This window comes from Picosynechococcus sp. PCC 7003 (assembly GCF_001693255.1).
Taxonomy (GTDB): domain Bacteria; phylum Cyanobacteriota; class Cyanobacteriia; order Cyanobacteriales; family MRBY01; genus MRBY01.
Genome location: NZ_CP016474.1, coordinates 863,063 through 882,037 on the forward strand (window position 1 = coordinate 863,063; position 18,975 = coordinate 882,037).

Consider the following 18,975-nt stretch of genomic DNA (forward strand, 5'->3'; position numbering starts at 1 on the left):
AAGCGCAAAAAACAAGCCAAAATCATGGCTACAATCCTACTTTAAAACTAGATTTCACCCATCTCCCCAAAAGTAGACAGTTTTTCAGGTGTCACACCCTGGGGATCGCCATCAACATTTCCTGACGAAGACCCAGGGCGATCGCCCTGGCAAACTTTTGTGGAATCTGGAGGGGAGCTTATAATGATTTTTTTGCCACGGTAAGGAGCCGGAAACAGGATGAATGCACTCAAGGGTCGGGATCTTCTGAGCATTGCAGATCTCAGCAGCACTGAAATTATTACCCTGCTAAACCTGGCGGCGGATCTCAAACAGGGGAACATCGCCCCCACCTGCCCAAAAACCCTCGGCCTGTTGTTTTACAAAGCCTCTACCCGCACCCGGGTCTCCTTTAGCGTGGCCATGTACCAACTGGGTGGCAATGTCATTGACCTAAACCCGAACCGTACCCAAGTGGGCCGGGGTGAGCCCATCGAAGATACTGCGCGGGTTTTAGACCGCTACCTCGATATTCTGGCGATTCGCACCTTTGACCAACAGGATCTCGAAACCTTCGCCGACTACTGTGAAATGCCGATTATCAACGCCCTCACCGACCTAGAGCACCCCTGTCAGATGTTGGCGGATCTGCAAACGATGCAGGAAACCTTTGGCAAATTAGAAGGCCTGACCATGACCTACGTGGGCGATGGCAATAACGTTGCCCATTCCATCCTCCTGGGTGGGGCATTGGTGGGTATGAATATTCACATCGCCACCCCCAAAGATTACGAACCCAGTCCGGAGATTGTCGCCCAAGCGAAGAATATCGCCGGCGATCGCAGTCAGATTTTGATCACCCACGATCCCAAGGAAGCCGCCGAAGGGTGCCACGCCATTTATACCGATGTGTGGGCCAGTATGGGCCAAGAAGACCTCGCTAATAGTCGCGTACCCATTTTCCAGCCCTACCAAGTCAACGCCGAACTGATGGCCCTCGCCGATAAAGAGGCGATCGCCCTCCACTGTTTACCGGCCCACCGGGGTGAAGAAATTACCGCCGACGTGATGGAAGGCCCCCAATCCAAGATTTGGGATCAAGCCGAAAACCGGATGCACGCCCAAAAAGCACTAATAGCCAGTCTTCTCGGCATTGTCTAACTCAAGTATTTGATCTAGCGGAGGATGATCTGTAGCTGGAGATTACTCATCCCCCACATCGCAAAAAATTTCCGTGATAGCTCTAAGCTGGCTTCGGTCATATCGCCATCGGGGGCAACCAGCCCTCCCTCTAGGTAGCGACCCCCGTCAGTGACGAGATCGAGCCGTTGTTGATCATTGTCGATCGGGGTTAGGACTAACTTACCTCGCGCCAGAGTTTGACCGGCACGACTAATAATGGCACATCGCATCTTTTGGCGCTCTCCTTGAAATGGAATAAAAAAACCTTGTTGAGTATAGCCGAAAGCCCCGACCCCACAACATCCATTGGGGGATTTCTCCCCTGTCTTCCTCCCAGTCGATCTTGTTACGATACAAAGCAGTGCAACCCCACTTTTGGAGACAAAACACCACCATGACCGATAAAGTTGTCAAAACCGACGCCGAATGGCAAGCGCAACTTTCCCCAGAAGCCTACAAAGTTACCCGCAAACATGGCACCGAGCGGGCCTTTACCGGCGAATACCACGATTTCAAGGGGGAAGGCACCTACAATTGTGTTTGCTGTGGTGCGCCCCTGTTCACGTCGGATACGAAGTTTAATTCGGGTACTGGCTGGCCGAGCTATTGGCAACCGGTGGACGACAAGGCGATCGCCGAAAAAAATGACTTTAGTTTCTTCATGAAGCGCACGGAAGTGCTTTGTGCAAAATGCGATGCCCATCTGGGTCACGTATTTAACGATGGGCCGCCCCCCACAGGCTTACGCTATTGCATCAATTCCGTGGCCCTGAAGTTCGAACCGAAAACCGAGTAACACCCTTCTAACTCCCCTCCAAGGGATAAGACCTCCGGCGGCACCTCCCTCTAGGGAAAATTTTGGGACTCTCCAGCACACCCGCCAACTGTTCCCCTCTTGAGAGGGGTTAGGGGAGTGTCGGCCACTAACTTACTGAGAACACCCACACCCCTCTAGCTCCCCTTATAGGGGAGAGACACCCTCCGCCTTCGGCACCTCCCTCTAAGGAGGATTTTTTTATTCGCTGACTCTCCTCTCCTATGAAAACTCGCCTCGCTTTGACTATTGGTGATCCGGCTGGTATTGGCCCAGAGGTACTTTTAAAAGCCCTGGCGGATCCAGAAATTAGAGCGCTTTGTCCGATGACGGTCATTGGCGATCGCCTCTCGCTCGAAAAAACCTATCAGCACCTCAAAAACCGGACGGAATCACCTTTGATTGCTCCTAGTGAGTTAGACATTCTCGAACCAAACGGCAATGAATCTCTGCAAGATTTCACCTGGGGAGAAGGTTCAGCAACTACGGGCGATCGCGCCTTCCAATGCCTTGATACGGCCATTACAAAAACTCTAGAAGGAGAATTTTCGGGCATCGTCACCGCCCCCATTGCCAAATCCCTCTGGCAAGCAGCGGGCCATAATTACCCCGGCCAAACGGAAGTCCTCGCTCAAAAAAGCGAAACCACTCGCTATGGCATGGCCTTTATCGGAAAATCTCCCTACACCGGCTGGACATTGCGGACGCTGTTAGCGACGACCCATATTCCCCTAAAAGCGGTGCCAGAAACCTTAAATCCAGGGCTGATAGATTTGAAACTTAGTCTCCTTTTAGAATCGCTCCAGCAAGATTTTGGGTTAGCAAATCCCCAGGTGGCGATCGCCGGCTTAAATCCCCACAGTGGCGAAAATGGCCAATTGGGAACCGAGGAAATGGACTGGTTAAACGCTTGGCTCCAGAGAGCGCGACAACAATATCCCAACGCAAATTTGTTAGGGCTGTATCCTCCCGATACGATGTGGGTCAATGCAGGCAAAGCTTGGTATGGCAAACCAGAATTTAAACCCGCCGCCGATGCTTATCTGGCCCTTTACCACGACCAAGGGTTAATCCCGGTGAAACTGATGGCCTTTGACTACGCGATCAATACCACCATCGGTTTACCTTTTATCCGGACTTCCCCTGACCACGGCACTGCTTTTGACATTGCGGGCCAAGGCATCGCCAATCCCACCAGCATGAAAGAAGCGATTAAACTGGCCGCAAAAATTAGCCAGCAGCGGGCTGCTACCACTGTCCCCCCACTTCTAACCCCCCCAGATCGCTCGTTGCTTGGATGAGGGGCGTTTTGTCTGGGGCGAAAAGTTTGAGAGAAATTTGGCCCCGTAGGGTATCCTGACAGCAAAACTGGAGCCCGGTGTGGGTCGGTGCCCGCAAAGGTTGTCCCGGTAGGTCGGTTTTCCCACTAAGATAAACCGTAAACCCTTGGCGATCGCCGGCGGTCATTTCCCAGTAGCCCCAAGGAGAAATATTCCAGGTAACGGTACTGTTCCAGGGGGCAAACTCGTAGAATTTTCCACGGTGGTGAATGCCAATTAAGCCCACTTCCTCTTCGCTCACTAAAATTTGCCGGATACCTCCAGCGGCGGTGAGGGCGAGGTCTTTTTCTTCTCTAAAAGCGTTGCAGTTGAGCCAAAACCAAGCCTCCGGAAAGGATTTGCCCCAATTTTTTTCGCTATAGGCCGGGGCATTTCTAAATTCATAGCGTTTGCCTCGCCATTCGATCCAACCCGTACTTAACCCGTGGGCCAGCAATACCTGCCAACCGGGATCGTAAATGGGCAAGAAAGAATACCAATTGGCGGTGGGTTTACCGGACGTTCCCCAACCGTAGATCGGCTTTGTTTCGTAGTGCCATTGGCAAACTTCTCCGGTGCCCGGATCGACAATCCGGCCTTGATTGAGGGTCGCCGTTGCTTGGTAGCCTTCCTGAATTTTGTCCTGGAAAACCCTGGGGGCAAGGAGTTGGGGCTTTAAATTTGAGGGACGATGTCGCCAATGGCCCAGGGCGAGGCGTTGATGATCGGCCCAAAAATTTTTCACGTTCGGTAAAGTACGCCAGAGATACTCATCTTGAAGACCCAAGATTTGTACGGCACCGCCACTATGGGGGCGATCGCCAAGGGGATCTTCGATGGAATACATAAAGGCAAAATTATCACCCAACTCCGGTAAGGTGACGCGAAAATACCAACCTTCAAAGAAACGGGGGGTATGGTAATCCCAATGGTAGCCACTGTGGGGCGGTTCACAAAAATTCATACAAAAAGGCGGTTATGGGCTGAAATCTAAAAACGATCTTAAAAAAAATTGCTTTTCGAGGCTCAGACGGAGGCGATCGCCACGGGTCTTCTGTTTTCTCGATAGGATAGGGACGATGGGGGCAACGTACTTTTAGGGGTTATATGAAGCAAGAAGAAGATAGATATATGGCGACTGTAAATCAAGTTAAGCAATATTTAGCCTACTGGTTTCAGGTGGGTAAACCGGTGATCTGTCCCAAGGGCGATCGCCAAATCTTACCGACGACAGTGCTCGAAGGAAATCAATATTCCCCAGACTTTGAGGCCTGCTGGCAAGATCTCAACGCAAACCGTGACTGTTATCTCCAGGGTACAACCCAAACCATCGCGGATCTGCTCTCAGAGCGCTGGGATATTGCTAATTGTCCCCGTTGTACGATGCCCATGCCCTTCGATATTGTGGGCCTGAAAAATGGCTGCCCCTGTGCAGATCTCACAGATTGGCCGAATGTAAATATTCCAGTGCCCCATTGCCCCCACTACGCCCGTGAGCAACTGTCTGCGATCCATAAACGTCTCCGGTCGCGCCAACACCATTCTGACCTATAGGCCATACCGCAGTTAGGTTGCCACTAGGGAGCCACGTCCACCAGCATCAAATTCCATTGCCCCCGCTCATTACTCTGGAAGGCCACGCGGCGTCCATCACCGCTAATGGTGGGATTTTGCACCGAACCCCGTAGATTCACCGTTAACAACTGCGATCGCCCCTGGTTGCGATCATAGACAAACACATCCTGCCGACCTCGTTCCGTAGAAACATAGGCGATAAAGCGTCCATCTTCGCTGAGATCCGGTTGGTCTTGGCTGGAGTCGCGGCGGTTGAGGTTGGGTAGGTTGACTAATTGATTGGTTTGGAGGTCGTAGAGAAAAATATTGCGGCGGCCGTCCCGTTCTGAGGCAAAGGCAAGATAGCGCCCATCGCCGCTGTAGCTGGGAAATTCTTCGGCAAAATTACTGTTGATTCCCCCCGTGGCAATTTGGGGTTGATAAAAAAGTGCTCGACCACAGCCCGTCAGCCCAAACAGGATACCACTCAATAACAATTTCCAACGGTAGGTCGCGCCTAGTTTCATGAAATGCCGAATGTCTATAGTCGCTTCAAAATCTTCCAAAGCCAGTGACGTTGGTTATGGGTCAGTTTCTGTGCCCACTGATTGAAACGATACCGCTCCCGTTGAGACCAACCTTGGGTTAATTTCTGGCTATGCCAAACTAAAACGGCACAGGTATAGGCGACACAGATTGTCAAGGCAATGCTGGCCCAGTAATGATAACCGAGGCTTAAGCGCACCACTGCCCAGGTCAAATGGTCTCGCCAGAGGGAAAATTCTTCCCGTAATGCCCAAACGCCGTAACTCCCCAAGATCAGCCATAGCAAAGCGACCAGTAGCCAACGCCAGAGGAAAGTAAACCGCACTAGCTTGCGGGCCAAGGGATTGAAATGATGCTCTGTTGGTGCTTCCTGAAGTTGGCGATCGCCCATATTCATTCACCCTAAACATATTTACCAGATGGGTCAGGCCAAATCCTGGGATTGTCTTTGCTACCGGAAAATTATCCTGCAATGGCTAGGAAAATTCTGTGACATTCACCGCCTCTTTGGTGACTGTGGGGGGCGCACCGTTACGATTGCGCCACCAAGCCAGGAGGGTACTGGCGACAAAAATACTAGAGTAAGAGCCGCATAGAAAGCCAATAATCAAGGCGAGGGCAAAAAACTTGAGGGTCGAACCACCAAACAAAAAGATGGCCAAAAGCGGCAATAGGGTAGTGAGGGTGGTGTTGATGGAACGGCCCAGGGTTTGCTGGACGGAGTGATCGACGATTTGATCGATACTATCCCCCTCGTCAGCATTAAGGTTTTCGCGAATGCGATCGTAAATGACCACCGTATCATTCACAGAAAAACCAATAATCGTCAGTAGGGCCACGAGAAAAAGACTATCCACTTCAACCCCTAACACCAGACCGAGCAGCGCAAAGACCCCAGCCGTGATCAACACATCATGTAACAATGCGGCGATCGCAAACAGTGCATAGTCAAACTGAAAGCGGATACTCAGATAAACAATAATCCCAAAAAAAGAAACCAGGAGAGCGAGCATTCCTTGGATGAATAGCTCCCGACCAATGGTTGGCCCCACCGAGTCAATTTGGATCGTGCCAGGGTCTAGGGCGCCCACCTCAGATTCTAGGGCGTCAAGTAAGCGGCTCCGTTGATCCACATCAAGCTGGGGCGTGCGCACTGAAAAAGTGGTTCGCTCTTGGCCCAAGATTTGTACCGTACTGCTGCCGACCCCCTGGTCATTCACAACGGTTTGGATCGTCGCCGTTTCTAAAGGGTCAGTACAGTTATCGGCCACCGTACAATCGAGGGCCACTTGGATTTTTGTGCCCCCAACAAAATCTAAACTGGGTCGGAGAGGCGCTTGAAGTTGGTTGAAGGAAATGCCCATAAACAACAAACTCGCAAGGATGGCGATCGCTGAAACAGACCACCAAAGGAGACGCTGTTTAATGACGCTAAATTTAAAAGTCATCGGGTTAAGAACAGACTAGAGGGCAAAGGAAATTAGTTGGGGACTTTGGGGGCAAACAACTTGGGATTTTGACGCACCGCCGGCAAACCCAACACCGTCAACAGTAGTAAAGTCCGGCTGCAGGTCACCGCAGTAAACATACTCACCCCGACCCCAATCGCCAAGGTCAACGCAAAACCTTTGACCAAACCCGAACCCAAGAAAAAGAGGGCTGCACAGGCGATCAAAGTGGTGACATTACTATCGAGAATACTGGAGAAAGCGTTAAAAAATCCCGATTCCACAGCCCGGTACAGGGTATTGCCCTTGTAAATCTCCTCCCGGGTGCGCTCAAAGATCAGCACGTTTGCATCTACAGCCATGCCGATGCTCAGGATAAATCCAGCAATCCCCGGTAACGTCAGCGTGACCCCCACCAGGGAGTAACAGGCCAAAGTCAGCAGGGTATAAACCACCAAAGCCACATCTGCGATCAGCCCCGGCAAACGGTAATAAACCGCCACAAAGACCAATACCAGAATTAAGCCCGCAATCCCTGCATAGATACTTTGGCGAATGGAATCTTGGCCAAGGGTTGCCCCCACGGTACGGTTCTCAACTACGGCCACCGGGAAGGGTAACGACCCACCCCGAATCTGAATCGCAAGATCGCTGGCAGTATCAATGTCAAAGTTGCCGGTAATGGTCACATTGCCTCCGGCGATCCCTTGGGCGGCATATTCTGGGCCAACGGTGGGGGCGCTGAGGAGTGCATCATCTAAGAAAATGCCCACGCTCCGACCTGTCCCAGCTAAACCTTTCGTAATTTCGGCGAAGAGTTCGGCCCCCTCAGCATTGAAATTAAGAAAGACTTGCCAACTGTTACCAGCCTGGGTGGGAGCGGGTTGGGCATTGGTGACATATTCACCGACTAAACCAACGGGCTCAAATAGGGCAAGAATTTCTTGATCGAGACTGTCAATGGTCGTTTCTAATTCTTCAATCTCGGCATCGCTAGTGGCAGGGTTTTCACTAGCGCGGAGGCTATTTAACTGAGCGTCGAGTTGGCGACGGAGGGCGTAGGTTTCTTGGAATTCGGCTTCGGTATCAGGGTTTTGGGGCCGAAACTCTAGCTGGGCCGTGCCACCGAGGACTCGCTCTGCCTGTTCAGGGTCAGTCACCCCAGGCAATTGCACAAGGATGCGGTCATTTCCCACGAGTTGGGTAATGGGTTCGGCAACTCCTAGACCATTGATGCGATTTTCGATAACTCGCTTCACGGCAGCCGTATCACTGGCTTCGACGACAACTCCTTCGGCATTGGGTTGTACCTGGATCGTCAATTGGGCGCCACCTTTGAGATCTAGACCAAGTTGGAGGGGTAAGGTTGTCAAAATCGTGATGGCGATCGCCACCAAAAAAAGAACTGCAACTATGATTAAGCGTTGTTTTTGCATAATGGATCTAGGAGGATGAACCGCAGTTGGTCGCTGGTGTTTAGACCTTCAGAGCCAACATATTTTGCACTGCTTCGACGATGTTGTCGGGTTGGACGATGGTAAGCCGCTCCAGGGTGCCGTTGTAGGGGGTGGGAATATCCTGGGAGGAGAGACGCATCACCGGCGCATCCAATTCATCGAACAGTTGCTCGTTGATCAGAGACATCACTTCCGCCGCAATCCCCGCCGTTTTCATACATTCTTCGACGATGATCACCCGGTGGGTTTTCTTCACGGATTTGGCGATCGTCTCCATATCGATGGGCTTCAAGGAGATTAGATCAATTAATTCCGGATCAATACCTTGTTTTTCGAGGGTTTTGATCGCCTGGGTGCAATGATGGCGCATCCGCGAATAGGTCAGGATGGTTACATCTTTCCCTTCCCGTACTAGCTCCGCCTTGTCGAGGGGCACGATATATTCCCCATCGGGCAAATTCTCTTTTAGGTTGTAGAGCAGCACGTGCTCAAAGAAAAGCACGGGGTTTTCATCACGGATCGCCGCCTTTAATAAACCCTTGGCATTGTAGGGGGTAGAACAGGCCACAATCTTCAAGCCCGGTACCGCTTGGAAATAGGCCTCTAGGCGTTGGGAGTGCTCTGCCCCCAACTGACGACCGACGCCCCCAGGACCACGGATCACCATGGGAATTGTGAAATTACCGCCGGAAGTGTAGCGCAACATCCCAGCGTTGTTAGAAATTTGGTTAAAGGCCAACAGCAAAAAGCCCATGTTCATCCCTTCGATGATCGGCCGCAGCCCAGTCATGGCAGCCCCAACAGCCATCCCGGTGAAGCTGTTCTCTGCGATGGGTGTATCCAGAACGCGCAGGTCACCATATTTTTTCGCAAGATCCTTCGTTACCTTGTAGGAACCGCCGTAATGACCCACATCTTCGCCCATAACGAAGACTGTCTCGTCACGCGCCATCTCTTCATCGATAGCTTGACGCAGCGCATTAAAAAGTAAAGTTTCCGCCATATGAAATCGTTCTAAAACCTATCGCAGCAAGTGACATCGTATCATTCCTGAGCCTTTCTTGCGCCATCAATCTGGTGGGATCGAAGCCGATGCTTTCGGGGGTCTGGGATCGGACGGAGAAACCCTATATGGAGGCAGGCTCTGTCCGGTGGCGATCGCCCTTTTTGGGAATAATCATCAAACCGTACTAATCAGTATGAGAAAAACCTTAAATTTTCACTAAAAAAATGAAGGTTGTAACCCGAAGAAAAGTCGGCAATTCTGCGGCAATTTCACCAAAAAGATACGGTTTTTGCCATCCATAAATTCCTGAAGAATATCGATAATGAAGGTGTAGCAAAAAGTCGATTCTCTTAGGAGGTCATATATGTCTTTAGTGCACTTCTCGCCATTTTCTGAACTAGAAACAGTTCAGACCCAAATGAATCGCATTTTCGATGAACTTGTCGGCTGGCAAGGAGAAGGTGGCTCTCCCTGGCGTCCCTCTGTCGAGCTACTCAACGGAGACGCAGAATTAACCTTGAAAGCTGCACTTCCTGGCATTGCTGCTGACGATATCGACATTCAGTTGACCCGTGAATCAGTCCGCATCTCCGGCGAATATAAATACGAAGCAGAGCAAGAAGATGAAGGCTGCTACCATTCTGAATTCCGCTATGGAAAATTTGATCGCACCATCGCGCTTCCGGTCGCCATTGACCACGAAAATGCCACAGCAGAATTTAAAGATGGCGTTCTGACCTTGAAGATGCCCAAAGTTGTTCCCGTAGCGAAAAAAGTTGTCAAACTACAACTGGGTAAAAGCCCCGAAGCTCAAAAAGTTCTTGAAGAACCAACCGAATAACTCCCCAGTGGTCGTTCTGCAGGACACCATTAATCCATAAAGATCTTTAAAGATCGTTTTGGCCTCCCTGAAAATTTAGGAAGGCCATTATTTTCGACCAACTGCGAGGGGCCTCGCCAATGTGAACCTAGGATAAAGTTTGGCCATATATCTAAAGAAGCAATGAAGTATAAAGCTTTTCTTTGAATTGTCCACGGAAGTAATGCTCGACAAGCCTGGAACTTTATCATAAAGGTAGTCAAGAAAACTGGCGATTGCCGGGGGGCGAAACGTCATGGAACAACTGTTGCCACTGAACCAACTACCGCCGATCACGTCGAAATCGGCCCGCCGCAGCGCAAAGACCGACCCATCAGGACGAGCCAATGTATCATTGGAAGAGACAGTGCTGCAATCAACAGGCATGCTTCCGGACATGACTTCAGGCCGTGATTTCGAACACCCCTTAGCTCCTGTAGAATCATTGTTGCCGAAGCCGGAAATCTCTCCTGAACAGGTTGTTTTTGATTGCTTTGTCCAAACCCTCCAAACAGCTCCCCTTGATGATTGCTTGGGATTATTTCAGGCATTTTTCGTTGGTTATGATGCATCTCAATGTCCAGAATCCCTGCAGCAAGCAAGTTATCAGCTGATCATTGCCAATCGGCGCACGGGATTTATTGCGGTTCTCAAACGGTGTTGTTATCTGTTTATCGAGACTTGTCTCAATCAAGAAAGTATCCAGCACATTGCCAAACTTGCCCATTTGCTGCTGACGTCAACATCTCAGACGGGTGATGGGTCGTTGACCACAGAACGATTTCAGGATTGGCTACGGGGATTTGTGCAAACTGAGGAATGTCGGGTCTTTCGGGTCTTGGCGCCTCCTAGTGAGACAAATCAACGCACTTGGGGCGATCGCTATGTGGGCTTTATGTTGTTTGCCCAAGTGACGAATCCACAATCTTCCCCAGAACAACAACGGGCCTCCAAGCTGCTTTACCAATTATTTAATAACCGTTATCGCTACCGATTAGTGATGTACCTGTCGACAAAGGGAAAAATGACCGCGACGGGAGAGTCCATTAAAAATCCCACCCTCATTGAAGATGTTGCGTTGAACCTGATCCATCGTTTAGTGGTTAAAAAGAAGCCCAGTTATCCTGATATTGCCACTCAATTTTTAGCCCAGACAGACGATCATACCTTTGCCACTTGGCAGCCCTATTTTGTTGATTATTTGTTCTGTGCCATGACTTCGCCGCGTCGTTTGAAGTGGCTGCCCGATAAGGTTTTGCAACATCTCAGGCAATGTTATCCCGAAGGGGACAGCATCACCCTCAACCAAGCACTGATTAATGATGTTTGCCGCAATTTAATCCATTACCTGCTCGATCCTGAACATTTGCAAGATTTATCCCATCCTTTACCTGTCTTGATGATTCAGCGGGAATATTTAACCCTCAGTATTTTGTTATTGAAATTGGTGCTGGTTGCGCCCGAAACCTATGGTGAACTGGTACAAGCCCTCAATCTTTTGCTGGGGCAATACCAAGACCAACCCAAGGAAGAGTGCCAGTGGCTCATGGGCTTTTTTGAGACGGTTCAGGTTATTTTGGCGTTGGTGCTGACGGCTCCTCAGTATTGCCCTACAGTCCCTGGGTAGTAGTGGTTAACTTTAGAGAATCCCTATCCAAAAGCTCGAAAAAAAAGGACAATAGAAAGGTTATTTTGATGTAAATCTTGATTTCTATTTGTTATGAGCGACAATCGACGTAGCCGGGTAGTCACCGAAGGTCATCAGCGGAGCCCGAACCGTGCCATGCTCCGGGCTGTGGGCTTTGGGGATGATGATTTTAGTAAACCAATTGTAGGCTTGGCGAATGGGTACAGTACGATTACGCCATGCAATATGGGAATCAATGACCTAGCCCAACGGGCGGATAAGGCGATCCGGGAGGCGGGGGCCATGCCGCAGATGTTTGGGACGATCACCATTAGTGATGGGATCTCCATGGGTACTGAAGGGATGAAGTATTCCCTTGTTTCGCGGGATGTGATCGCTGACTCCATTGAAACGGCTTGTAATGGTCAAAGCATGGATGCGGTGCTGGCGATTGGTGGTTGTGATAAAAATATGCCGGGGGCGGTATTGGCGATCGCCCGGATGAATATCCCTGCAATCTTTGTCTATGGTGGCACGATTAAACCCGGCCATCTAGACGGCGAAGACCTCACGGTAGTCAGTGCCTTCGAGGCCGTCGGTGAATTTAGCGCCGGAAAGATCGACGAAGAAAGATTGTTGGCTGTTGAGAAAAACGCTTGTCCAGGGGCTGGTTCCTGCGGCGGGATGTACACCGCTAATACGATGTCCTCGGCCTTTGAGGCGATGGGGATTAGTTTGCCCTACTCCTCCACCATGGCCGCCGAAGATGAAGAAAAGGCAGTCAGTGCGGAAGAGTCAGCCCGTGTTCTGGTCAATGCGATCAAGCAGCAGATTTTGCCGAAGGATATCCTCACCCGCAAGGCGTTTGAAAACGCGATTTCCGTGATTATGGCCGTGGGCGGTTCCACGAATTCAGTTTTACATTTGTTGGCGATCGCCAATACCATCGGCGTAGATTTGACCATCGATGATTTTGAAACCATCCGCCAGCGCGTCCCCGTCATCTGTGACCTCAAGCCCTCTGGCCGCTACGTTGCCACCGATCTCCACAAGGCGGGCGGTATTCCCCAGGTGATGAAAATGCTCTTGGATCACGGCCTTCTCCACGGCGACTGTTTAACAGTTACCGGCAAAACCATCGCTGAAACCCTCGCCGACATTCCGAGCGAACCCTCTCCCGATCAGGATGTAATTCGTCCCTGGGATAAGCCAATGTACGAAAAGGGACACCTGGCGATCCTCAAAGGCAACCTGGCCGAAGAAGGTTCTGTGGCGAAAATCAGTGGCGTAAAAAATCCCCGAATCACTGGCCCCGCCCGCGTTTTTGAGTCTGAAGAAGAATGTCTCGATGCGATCCTCGCTGGCAAGATTGTCGCTGGTGATGTGGTGATCGTCCGTTATGAAGGGCCGAAGGGTGGCCCCGGAATGCGGGAAATGTTAGCGCCCACCTCCGCGATTATTGGTGCTGGTCTGGGCGATTCTGTCGGTCTGATCACCGATGGGCGTTTCTCTGGTGGCACCTATGGCCTTGTGGTTGGTCACGTTGCCCCGGAAGCATTCGTGGGTGGCAATATTGCCCTCGTGGAAGAAGGGGACAGCATCACCATCGATGCCCACGAAAAACTACTGCAAATCAATGTTCCTGATGAGGAACTGGCGAAACGTCGCGCCGCTTGGAAACCTCGTGAACCCCGTTATAAGCGTGGTGTCCTTGGGAAGTATGCCAAGATTGTTTCCACCAGCAGTAAAGGTGCAGTAACCGATATCGATCTGTTCTAAAGTCATTGATTTTCGATTTATGGTGGGGCGCGTCATCAAGCGGTGGCGTGCCTTTTTTGTAACTGGTTTTTTAGAGTGCTATTTGACGACTGGCCACATAACCAATATTCAAATACGTATATACAATGTAGAAACATTGTATATACGTATTTCGACAGGCTTTGCTATGATCACAACAACCGCAAAGTGGGGCAATAGCCTTGCCATCCGGATTCCTAAAAATTTAGCCGAGGAGCTTGCTCTCACTGAAAAATCAACTGTCGATTTAAGGGTGATTGAAGGAAAAATTGTGATCACGCCACAAACCGCTCCCAGCTATTCCCTAGAGGAACTTCTAGAAGCGATTACACCGGACAATCTCCACGGAGAAATTGACAGCGGCCTCGCCACAGGAAATGAAGTGTGGTGAAACATCATCAAGTTTATATTCCCCGTCGCGGAGATCTTATTTTTCTAGATTTCAACCCGACTAAAGGCCATGAGCAAAGTGGCCACCGACCTGCTTTCGTCATCTCGCCCCAAACCTATAACGCCAAAACTTCGCTGGCATTGCTGATCCCGATCACAAAACAGCGGAAAGGCTATCCTTTTGAAGTGCCACTGTCGCCCAATTTACAAATCCAAGGTGTGATTTTAGTTGATCAAATCAAATGTTTAGATTGGCAAGTCCGGCAAGTCCGGTTTGTGGAAACAGCTCCCCAAAATATTGTTGAAGAAGTTCAAGCAAAGCTAAAGCCATTAATTTTTTAGCCAAAAAGACCGGGTAAATTTAGGAAAAATAATTTTATTATATGGCCAGCATCAAACCACTTCCCAATGATGTGATTCAACTCATCGCGGCCGGTGAAGTGATTGATTCCCTAGCGGCGGTGGTGCGAGAGTTGGCAGAAAATGCCATTGATGCGGGAGCGACACGCATTAACATCGATATTCAGCCCCAACGTTGGCAAATTCGGGTAGTAGATAACGGGCAAGGAATGGATCTGGAAGATTTACAGCAATGTGCCCTGCCCCACCGGACGAGCAAAATTGGCGATCGCCAAGATTTAGCCCACATCAAAAGTCTTGGATTTCGGGGGGAAGCACTCCATAGTATTGCCCAGGTGGCGAAGCTTACTATCGCCAGTTGTCAGCCAAATCAACACGGTTATCAACTCGCGGCCCACCAAGATACCGTTTCCGATCCGGTGCTTCAGCCCATGGCTGTGGGAACGATGGTGACGGTGACAGATATTTTTCAGAATTTTCCGGTGCGGCGTCATGCGCTACCGGCGATCGCCCAGCAATTAAAGACCGCCCAGCAAATTATTTACCATTTAGCCCTATGTCACCCGCAAATTACCTGGCAAGTAACCCAAAATAATCAACCTTGGTTTGCCATTGGTGCGGGTAAAAATGCCCAGGATATTCTGCCGCAACTGCTCAAATCGATTAACATTCAAGACTTAATTTATCAGTACTATCAAGCCTCAAAATTCTTAGAAGAATATCAGCCTAGTTTTTCCCAGAGTCGTTTGGAATTAGTGCTCGGTTTACCAGACCGTTGCCACCGCCACCAAGCTGACTGGTTAAAGCTCGGTATCAACGGACGAATCGTCAGATTTCCCGCTTTAGAACAGGCGATTACAAAAGCCTTTGTTCGCACCTTGCCCCGCGATCGCCATCCCGTTTGTTTTGTTCATCTCCACGTGCCACCGGAACAGATCGACTGGAATCGTCATCCTGCTAAAAGTGAAATTTATCTGCAAAGTCAAGCCCTCTGGCAAGAGATTATTCCCCAGGCGATCGCCAAAAGTTTAAGTTTTAGTGAGGCGAGTTTGCCACGTGTCGAAAATCAGCGGGTTTTAAATCTCATTCAAGCAGCAGAGAAATCGGAAAATTATTCACTCAAATCATCAGAAAATCAAGCCGATATCGTCCCCAAAAATCCGCTTCAAAAATCCTTAACAGTCATTGGTCAAGCGCGGAATACCTATATTTTAGTGGAGCATCCCGAGGGAATTTGGCTCGTAGAACAGCACATTGCCGATGAGCGCGCCATCTATGAAGATTTACACAAAAATTGGCAATTGATTTCTCTGCCCCAACCGATACTTTTAAATGATTTATCTCCTAAACAAATTGAGCAATTGACAGAGAATATTAGCCTTGAGCTAGAAGCTTTTGGGGAAAATATTTGGCGGGTGAATACCATTCCGAGAGCTTTGCAAGATAATACTGACTTAGAAGCGGCTTTACTAGAACTCAGCCTAGGGGGAGATCTGGAGGCTGCCCAAGTGGCGATCGCCTGCCGAACGGCTGTCCGTAATGGCACACCGCTAGATTTTTTAGCCATGCAAACAATCATTGATCGCTGGCAACGGTGTCAAAACCCAAGCACCTGTCCCCACGGACGCCCCATTTACCTCGCCCTAGAAGAAACTTCTCTATATCGGTTTTTCCGACGCCATTGGGTTTTGGGCAAAAGCCACGGCATTACCGAAAAATGAGTATTTTAAAAGTTGATTGACTCTTTACCTTTACCCCAAAAACGATGCTTGAGCTTGACCAGATTTTTGTCACTGCCGCCCAAATGCAGCACCTCGAAACAGAAATTTTCAACCAGGGAATGCCAGTGCCAGCCCTCATGGAAAAGGCAGCGGGCCTAATTGCCCAATATATTCAAAATCATTATCCTCTAAAAGATTATCGAAAAATCAGCATTTTAGTAGGGCCTGGTCACAATGGTGGTGATGCTCTGGTTGTTGCCCGGGAATTATATTTTGCTGGTTATGAACTATGCTTATTTCGCCCTTTAGAAAAACTGAAATCCTTGACCCAAAGCCATTGGGATTATGCACAATTTTTAGGAATTTCCCACACAAAAGATCTTGATTTATTTTTAGAAAGTCATTTAATTATTGATGGTTTGTTTGGTTTTGGTCTAACGCGACCGATCACGAGGAATTTAGGATTATTAATTGATGAACTGAATGAATCGGGCCGCCCCATTGTCAGCATTGATTTGCCTGCGGGACTCCATACCGATACTGGAGAAGTGCTTGGTACGGCGATTCAAGCGACAGAAAGTCTCTGTTTAGGTCTTTGGAAGCGAGCCTACGGGCAGGATGCTGCCACACCTTTTTTGGGCAAAGTTAACCGTCTTGATTTTGGGATTCCTTCCCATGTAATTGCAGAAGCCTTATCGGCTAAAAATACGATTCAAGGCATTCCCCAGGGTCTATTGCAACGTCTATTACCCTTGGGGCGATCGCCTTTGACCCACAAATACAAACAAGGCCATTTATTGCTGATCGGTGGCTCCCAAACGTACCTGGGGAGTGTGCTGCTGGCGGCTTTAGGAGCGCGGGCAACGGGTATTGGCATGCTCACCATTGCGGTGCCAGAATCCTTGAAATTGTTAGTGGTGGCCCAACTGCCGGAGGCTTTGGTCCTTGGTTGCCCAGAGGATGAAACGGGGGCGATCGCCCAACTGCCGAGCCTCGATTTTTCCCGGTATCAAGCGGTGGCCTGTGGTTGCGGTTTGACCCTGGCGGGGGCGACCAATTTAATGCCCGACCTCATGCCGCGGGAAGTGCCTTTAGTGCTGGATGCCGATGCCCTTAATTGGCTGGCCGAAGAAGATCTAGAAGTACTCCAAAACCGTCATTTCCCAACGATTTTGACCCCCCATCTCGGTGAATTTAAACGTCTGTTTGCGGATCAAATTCCCATCACCGCCGACCGATTTCAGATGACCCAAATGGCAGCTCAACTGACCGGGGCGATCGCCCTTTTGAAGGGGGCAAAAACTGTGATTGCCCGGCCCGATGGTGTGACCCATTGCGTTACAGAAAGTACCCCAGCCCTAGCCCGGGGCGGCAGTGGTGATGTTCTCCTGGGTTTAATCGGTGGCCTTTTGGCCCAACATCCAGAGGCCCCTTTAGAAATTGCGGCGATCGCCGCTTGGTGGCACGCCCAAGCCGGAATTCTTGCAGCCCAGGCCAAAACCGTTGCCGGGGTCGATGGGGTCACTTTGGCGGAATTTCTCATTAAAGTTTTACAGCAATGGCCAACAAAATCTGCCTGAGCGTAAACCTCTGGGAACGACCTAGGGAGAAGTGGGCGGCCGAAAAACTTGCATTAATATCTTGAGGGGTGGTTTTTGCCAGTAATCAATGTGGGAAATGATTAAGTTATCGGCGTTGATTTCCAAAAGACTATGGCCAGAAATGCGTAAACGGGGTTGCCAGGGCAGAGGGCAAGTCATGGATAGCGTCCAATCGCTGCGGATGGTTTGTTGAGTTTGCTGGAGGTCGTGGAGTTCCAAGTGAATATCCCGAAACCAGCGTCCTAAAAAACCGATCATTTTTTGATAGCGTTCGCGCCCCCGGAACCGATTGAGGGGGTCTTGGAAAAAAACATCGTCGCTGTAAATGGCAAAGGTTTGATCCTGGGGAAAGTTTTGGTAATCCTGGCGCAAGATATCGAGGAGATCCATCGGCAAAACCTGTGACTATTGGGTACGAATTTCGAGGCGGGCTTGGCTGGTGGTTTCTATTGCGTCTTCTGTGGGGTCAGCGGCAGCTTGTTCGCCATAGCCGACCACGAGCCAGCGATAATCACCGGGGAGAGCCTCAGCAAGGTAAGTTTGGACGGCCTGGGCCTGCTGTTGGGCGAGGCTTGTGGCCTTGGTGGCATCGGCCCCAACTTGATAACTGCTAATGGTGATCGTTTGGCGCTCCTGCTGCTGGAGATCGATGGCGATCGCCCCCAGAATTTCCGCAGCCTCGGCGACAAGTTGTCCATCGGCGCTAAATAGAGCATTGCTGGGCAGGGTGATTTTTAACGGTTCCGGATTTTGCGAAGTCATTGCGGGGGCAGCCTGGGGGTCAAAGGTGCTGGGGTCAGCGGTGAGGAGTTCAGTCAAATTATTGAGGCGATCGCCTAAATCTGCCTGTTGTTGACCCAGATCGAGTTCTGCCTCTAGTTGTTGGGTGCGCGCTTCGAGGACATCCAGTTGGGCTTGAATGCCAGCAATTTCCTGTTCAATGGCGGCCCGGTCTGCGGCCGATAAATCAGCAATGGTTTCGTTGAGAGTCGGTTGGGTCATTCCAGCAGAATTTGTCGCCCATAACCGTAAAAATAATGGCGGTTTTGGCGCGGCCCGTGGCATAAAATGACCCACCAAGATCCCCAAGGCGATCGCCCCGAGACCAGAACCCAGCAAAAGTGCAGTGCGGCCCAGGGTTGCGATGATCCATTTTGTTACAGAAAAGCGGGATTTCGTTGACGGTATTGGGGGGTGGGGTGAAGATGAACTCACAGTAGTCGTCGCCATCGGCACAATAATTTATCGCTATTCTAATGCCCTAGAGACCCCGCCGCTCAGGTTTGTTTAAACCATCGCCTGGCCGTTTTATCCT

The 18,975-nt window shown here is 50.2% G+C and carries 20 protein-coding genes; 11 read left to right on the plus strand and 9 right to left on the minus strand.

Features of this window, described 5'->3' with window-relative positions:
* Window positions 1-219 precede the first annotated feature (219 nt).
* The gene (gene argF, locus AWQ21_RS04100) at window positions 220-1,140 is read left to right on the plus strand and encodes an ornithine carbamoyltransferase (protein ID WP_065713449.1); all 921 of its coding nucleotides are present in this window, start codon (window positions 220-222) and stop codon (window positions 1,138-1,140) included.
* A 14-nt stretch (window positions 1,141-1,154) separates the two neighbouring features.
* Here argF and AWQ21_RS04105 read toward each other — a convergent pair whose 3' ends face one another.
* The gene (locus tag AWQ21_RS04105; RefSeq protein ID WP_065713450.1) at window positions 1,155-1,391 is read right to left on the minus strand and encodes a hypothetical protein; all 237 of its coding nucleotides are present in this window, start codon (window positions 1,389-1,391) and stop codon (window positions 1,155-1,157) included.
* Between the two features lie 164 nt (window positions 1,392-1,555).
* On the opposite strand from AWQ21_RS04105, the gene msrB reads away from it, so the two are divergent.
* Window positions 1,556-1,957: a peptide-methionine (R)-S-oxide reductase MsrB gene (gene msrB, locus AWQ21_RS04110; RefSeq protein WP_065713451.1), complete on the plus strand. Its 402-nt coding sequence runs from the start codon at window positions 1,556-1,558 to the stop codon at window positions 1,955-1,957.
* 242 nt (window positions 1,958-2,199) lie between these two features.
* The gene (gene pdxA, locus AWQ21_RS04115) at window positions 2,200-3,276 is read left to right on the plus strand and encodes a 4-hydroxythreonine-4-phosphate dehydrogenase PdxA (protein ID WP_065713452.1); all 1,077 of its coding nucleotides are present in this window, start codon (window positions 2,200-2,202) and stop codon (window positions 3,274-3,276) included.
* Here pdxA and AWQ21_RS04120 read toward each other — a convergent pair.
* Window positions 3,224-4,258, minus strand: coding sequence for a tocopherol cyclase family protein (locus AWQ21_RS04120; protein ID WP_065713453.1), 1,035 nt, complete (start codon window positions 4,256-4,258; stop codon window positions 3,224-3,226). The two genes, pdxA and AWQ21_RS04120, sit on opposite strands and share 53 nt — an antisense overlap.
* Window positions 4,259-4,425: 167 nt before the next feature.
* Between AWQ21_RS04120 and AWQ21_RS04125 the strand changes: the two genes are divergently transcribed.
* Entirely contained in the window at window positions 4,426-4,848 is a 423-nt protein-coding gene (locus tag AWQ21_RS04125; RefSeq protein ID WP_065715213.1) for a hypothetical protein, read from the plus strand.
* A gap of 23 nt (window positions 4,849-4,871) precedes the next feature.
* Here the strand turns inward: AWQ21_RS04125 and AWQ21_RS04130 are convergent, their stop codons facing one another.
* The 5 genes from AWQ21_RS04130 to AWQ21_RS04150 all read right to left on the minus strand — a co-directional run bounded on the left by AWQ21_RS04130 (window position 4,872) and on the right by AWQ21_RS04150 (window position 9,302).
* A complete protein-coding gene (locus AWQ21_RS04130; protein WP_065713454.1) occupies window positions 4,872-5,375 on the minus strand; it encodes a TolB family protein in 504 nt (167 codons plus the stop codon).
* A gap of 14 nt (window positions 5,376-5,389) precedes the next feature.
* Window positions 5,390-5,785, minus strand: a complete 396-nt coding sequence (locus tag AWQ21_RS04135) for a hypothetical protein (protein WP_065713455.1) — start codon at window positions 5,783-5,785, stop codon at window positions 5,390-5,392.
* A gap of 85 nt (window positions 5,786-5,870) precedes the next feature.
* On the minus strand, window positions 5,871-6,842 hold the full coding sequence (secF, locus tag AWQ21_RS04140; RefSeq protein ID WP_065713456.1) for a protein translocase subunit SecF: 972 nt from the start codon (window positions 6,840-6,842) through the stop codon (window positions 5,871-5,873).
* Between the two features lie 32 nt (window positions 6,843-6,874).
* Window positions 6,875-8,278: a protein translocase subunit SecD gene (gene secD, locus AWQ21_RS04145; protein ID WP_065713457.1), complete on the minus strand. Its 1,404-nt coding sequence runs from the start codon at window positions 8,276-8,278 to the stop codon at window positions 6,875-6,877.
* Between the two features lie 40 nt (window positions 8,279-8,318).
* Window positions 8,319-9,302, minus strand: coding sequence for an alpha-ketoacid dehydrogenase subunit beta (locus tag AWQ21_RS04150; protein ID WP_065713458.1), 984 nt, complete (start codon window positions 9,300-9,302; stop codon window positions 8,319-8,321).
* Window positions 9,303-9,669: 367 nt separating this feature from the next.
* Between AWQ21_RS04150 and AWQ21_RS04155 the strand changes: the two genes are divergently transcribed.
* The 7 genes from AWQ21_RS04155 (at window position 9,670) to AWQ21_RS04185 (ending at window position 17,639) form a co-directional block, all read left to right on the plus strand.
* Entirely contained in the window at window positions 9,670-10,146 is a 477-nt protein-coding gene (locus AWQ21_RS04155) for an Hsp20/alpha crystallin family protein (RefSeq protein ID WP_065713459.1), read from the plus strand.
* A 274-nt stretch (window positions 10,147-10,420) separates the two neighbouring features.
* A complete protein-coding gene (locus AWQ21_RS04160) occupies window positions 10,421-11,791 on the plus strand; it encodes a hypothetical protein (RefSeq protein ID WP_157094693.1) in 1,371 nt (456 codons plus the stop codon).
* 93 nt (window positions 11,792-11,884) lie between these two features.
* On the plus strand, window positions 11,885-13,570 hold the full coding sequence (ilvD, locus tag AWQ21_RS04165; RefSeq protein WP_065713461.1) for a dihydroxy-acid dehydratase: 1,686 nt from the start codon (window positions 11,885-11,887) through the stop codon (window positions 13,568-13,570).
* Between the two features lie 166 nt (window positions 13,571-13,736).
* A complete protein-coding gene (locus tag AWQ21_RS04170) occupies window positions 13,737-13,979 on the plus strand; it encodes an AbrB/MazE/SpoVT family DNA-binding domain-containing protein (RefSeq protein WP_065713462.1) in 243 nt (80 codons plus the stop codon).
* Entirely contained in the window at window positions 13,973-14,320 is a 348-nt protein-coding gene (gene mazF, locus AWQ21_RS04175) for an endoribonuclease MazF (protein ID WP_065713463.1), read from the plus strand. Before AWQ21_RS04170 ends, mazF begins: the two co-directional genes overlap by 7 nt.
* Before the next feature lie 41 nt (window positions 14,321-14,361).
* Window positions 14,362-16,059 carry a DNA mismatch repair endonuclease MutL gene (gene mutL, locus AWQ21_RS04180; protein ID WP_065713464.1) on the plus strand — a complete coding sequence of 566 codons (1,698 nt, stop codon included), beginning with the start codon at window positions 14,362-14,364 and terminating at the stop codon, window positions 16,057-16,059.
* Window positions 16,060-16,103: 44 nt separating this feature from the next.
* Window positions 16,104-17,639 (plus strand): bifunctional ADP-dependent NAD(P)H-hydrate dehydratase/NAD(P)H-hydrate epimerase, encoded by a 1,536-nt coding sequence (locus AWQ21_RS04185; RefSeq protein ID WP_065713465.1) that lies wholly within the window; start codon window positions 16,104-16,106, stop codon window positions 17,637-17,639.
* A 21-nt stretch (window positions 17,640-17,660) separates the two neighbouring features.
* On the opposite strand, the gene AWQ21_RS04190 is transcribed toward AWQ21_RS04185, so the two are convergent.
* Window positions 17,661-18,050, minus strand: coding sequence for a DUF2358 domain-containing protein (locus AWQ21_RS04190; protein WP_065713466.1), 390 nt, complete (start codon window positions 18,048-18,050; stop codon window positions 17,661-17,663).
* A 15-nt stretch (window positions 18,051-18,065) separates the two neighbouring features.
* Window positions 18,066-18,890 carry a hypothetical protein gene (locus AWQ21_RS04195; RefSeq protein ID WP_157094694.1) on the minus strand — a complete coding sequence of 275 codons (825 nt, stop codon included), beginning with the start codon at window positions 18,888-18,890 and terminating at the stop codon, window positions 18,066-18,068.
* Window positions 18,891-18,975: the final 85 nt, after the last annotated feature.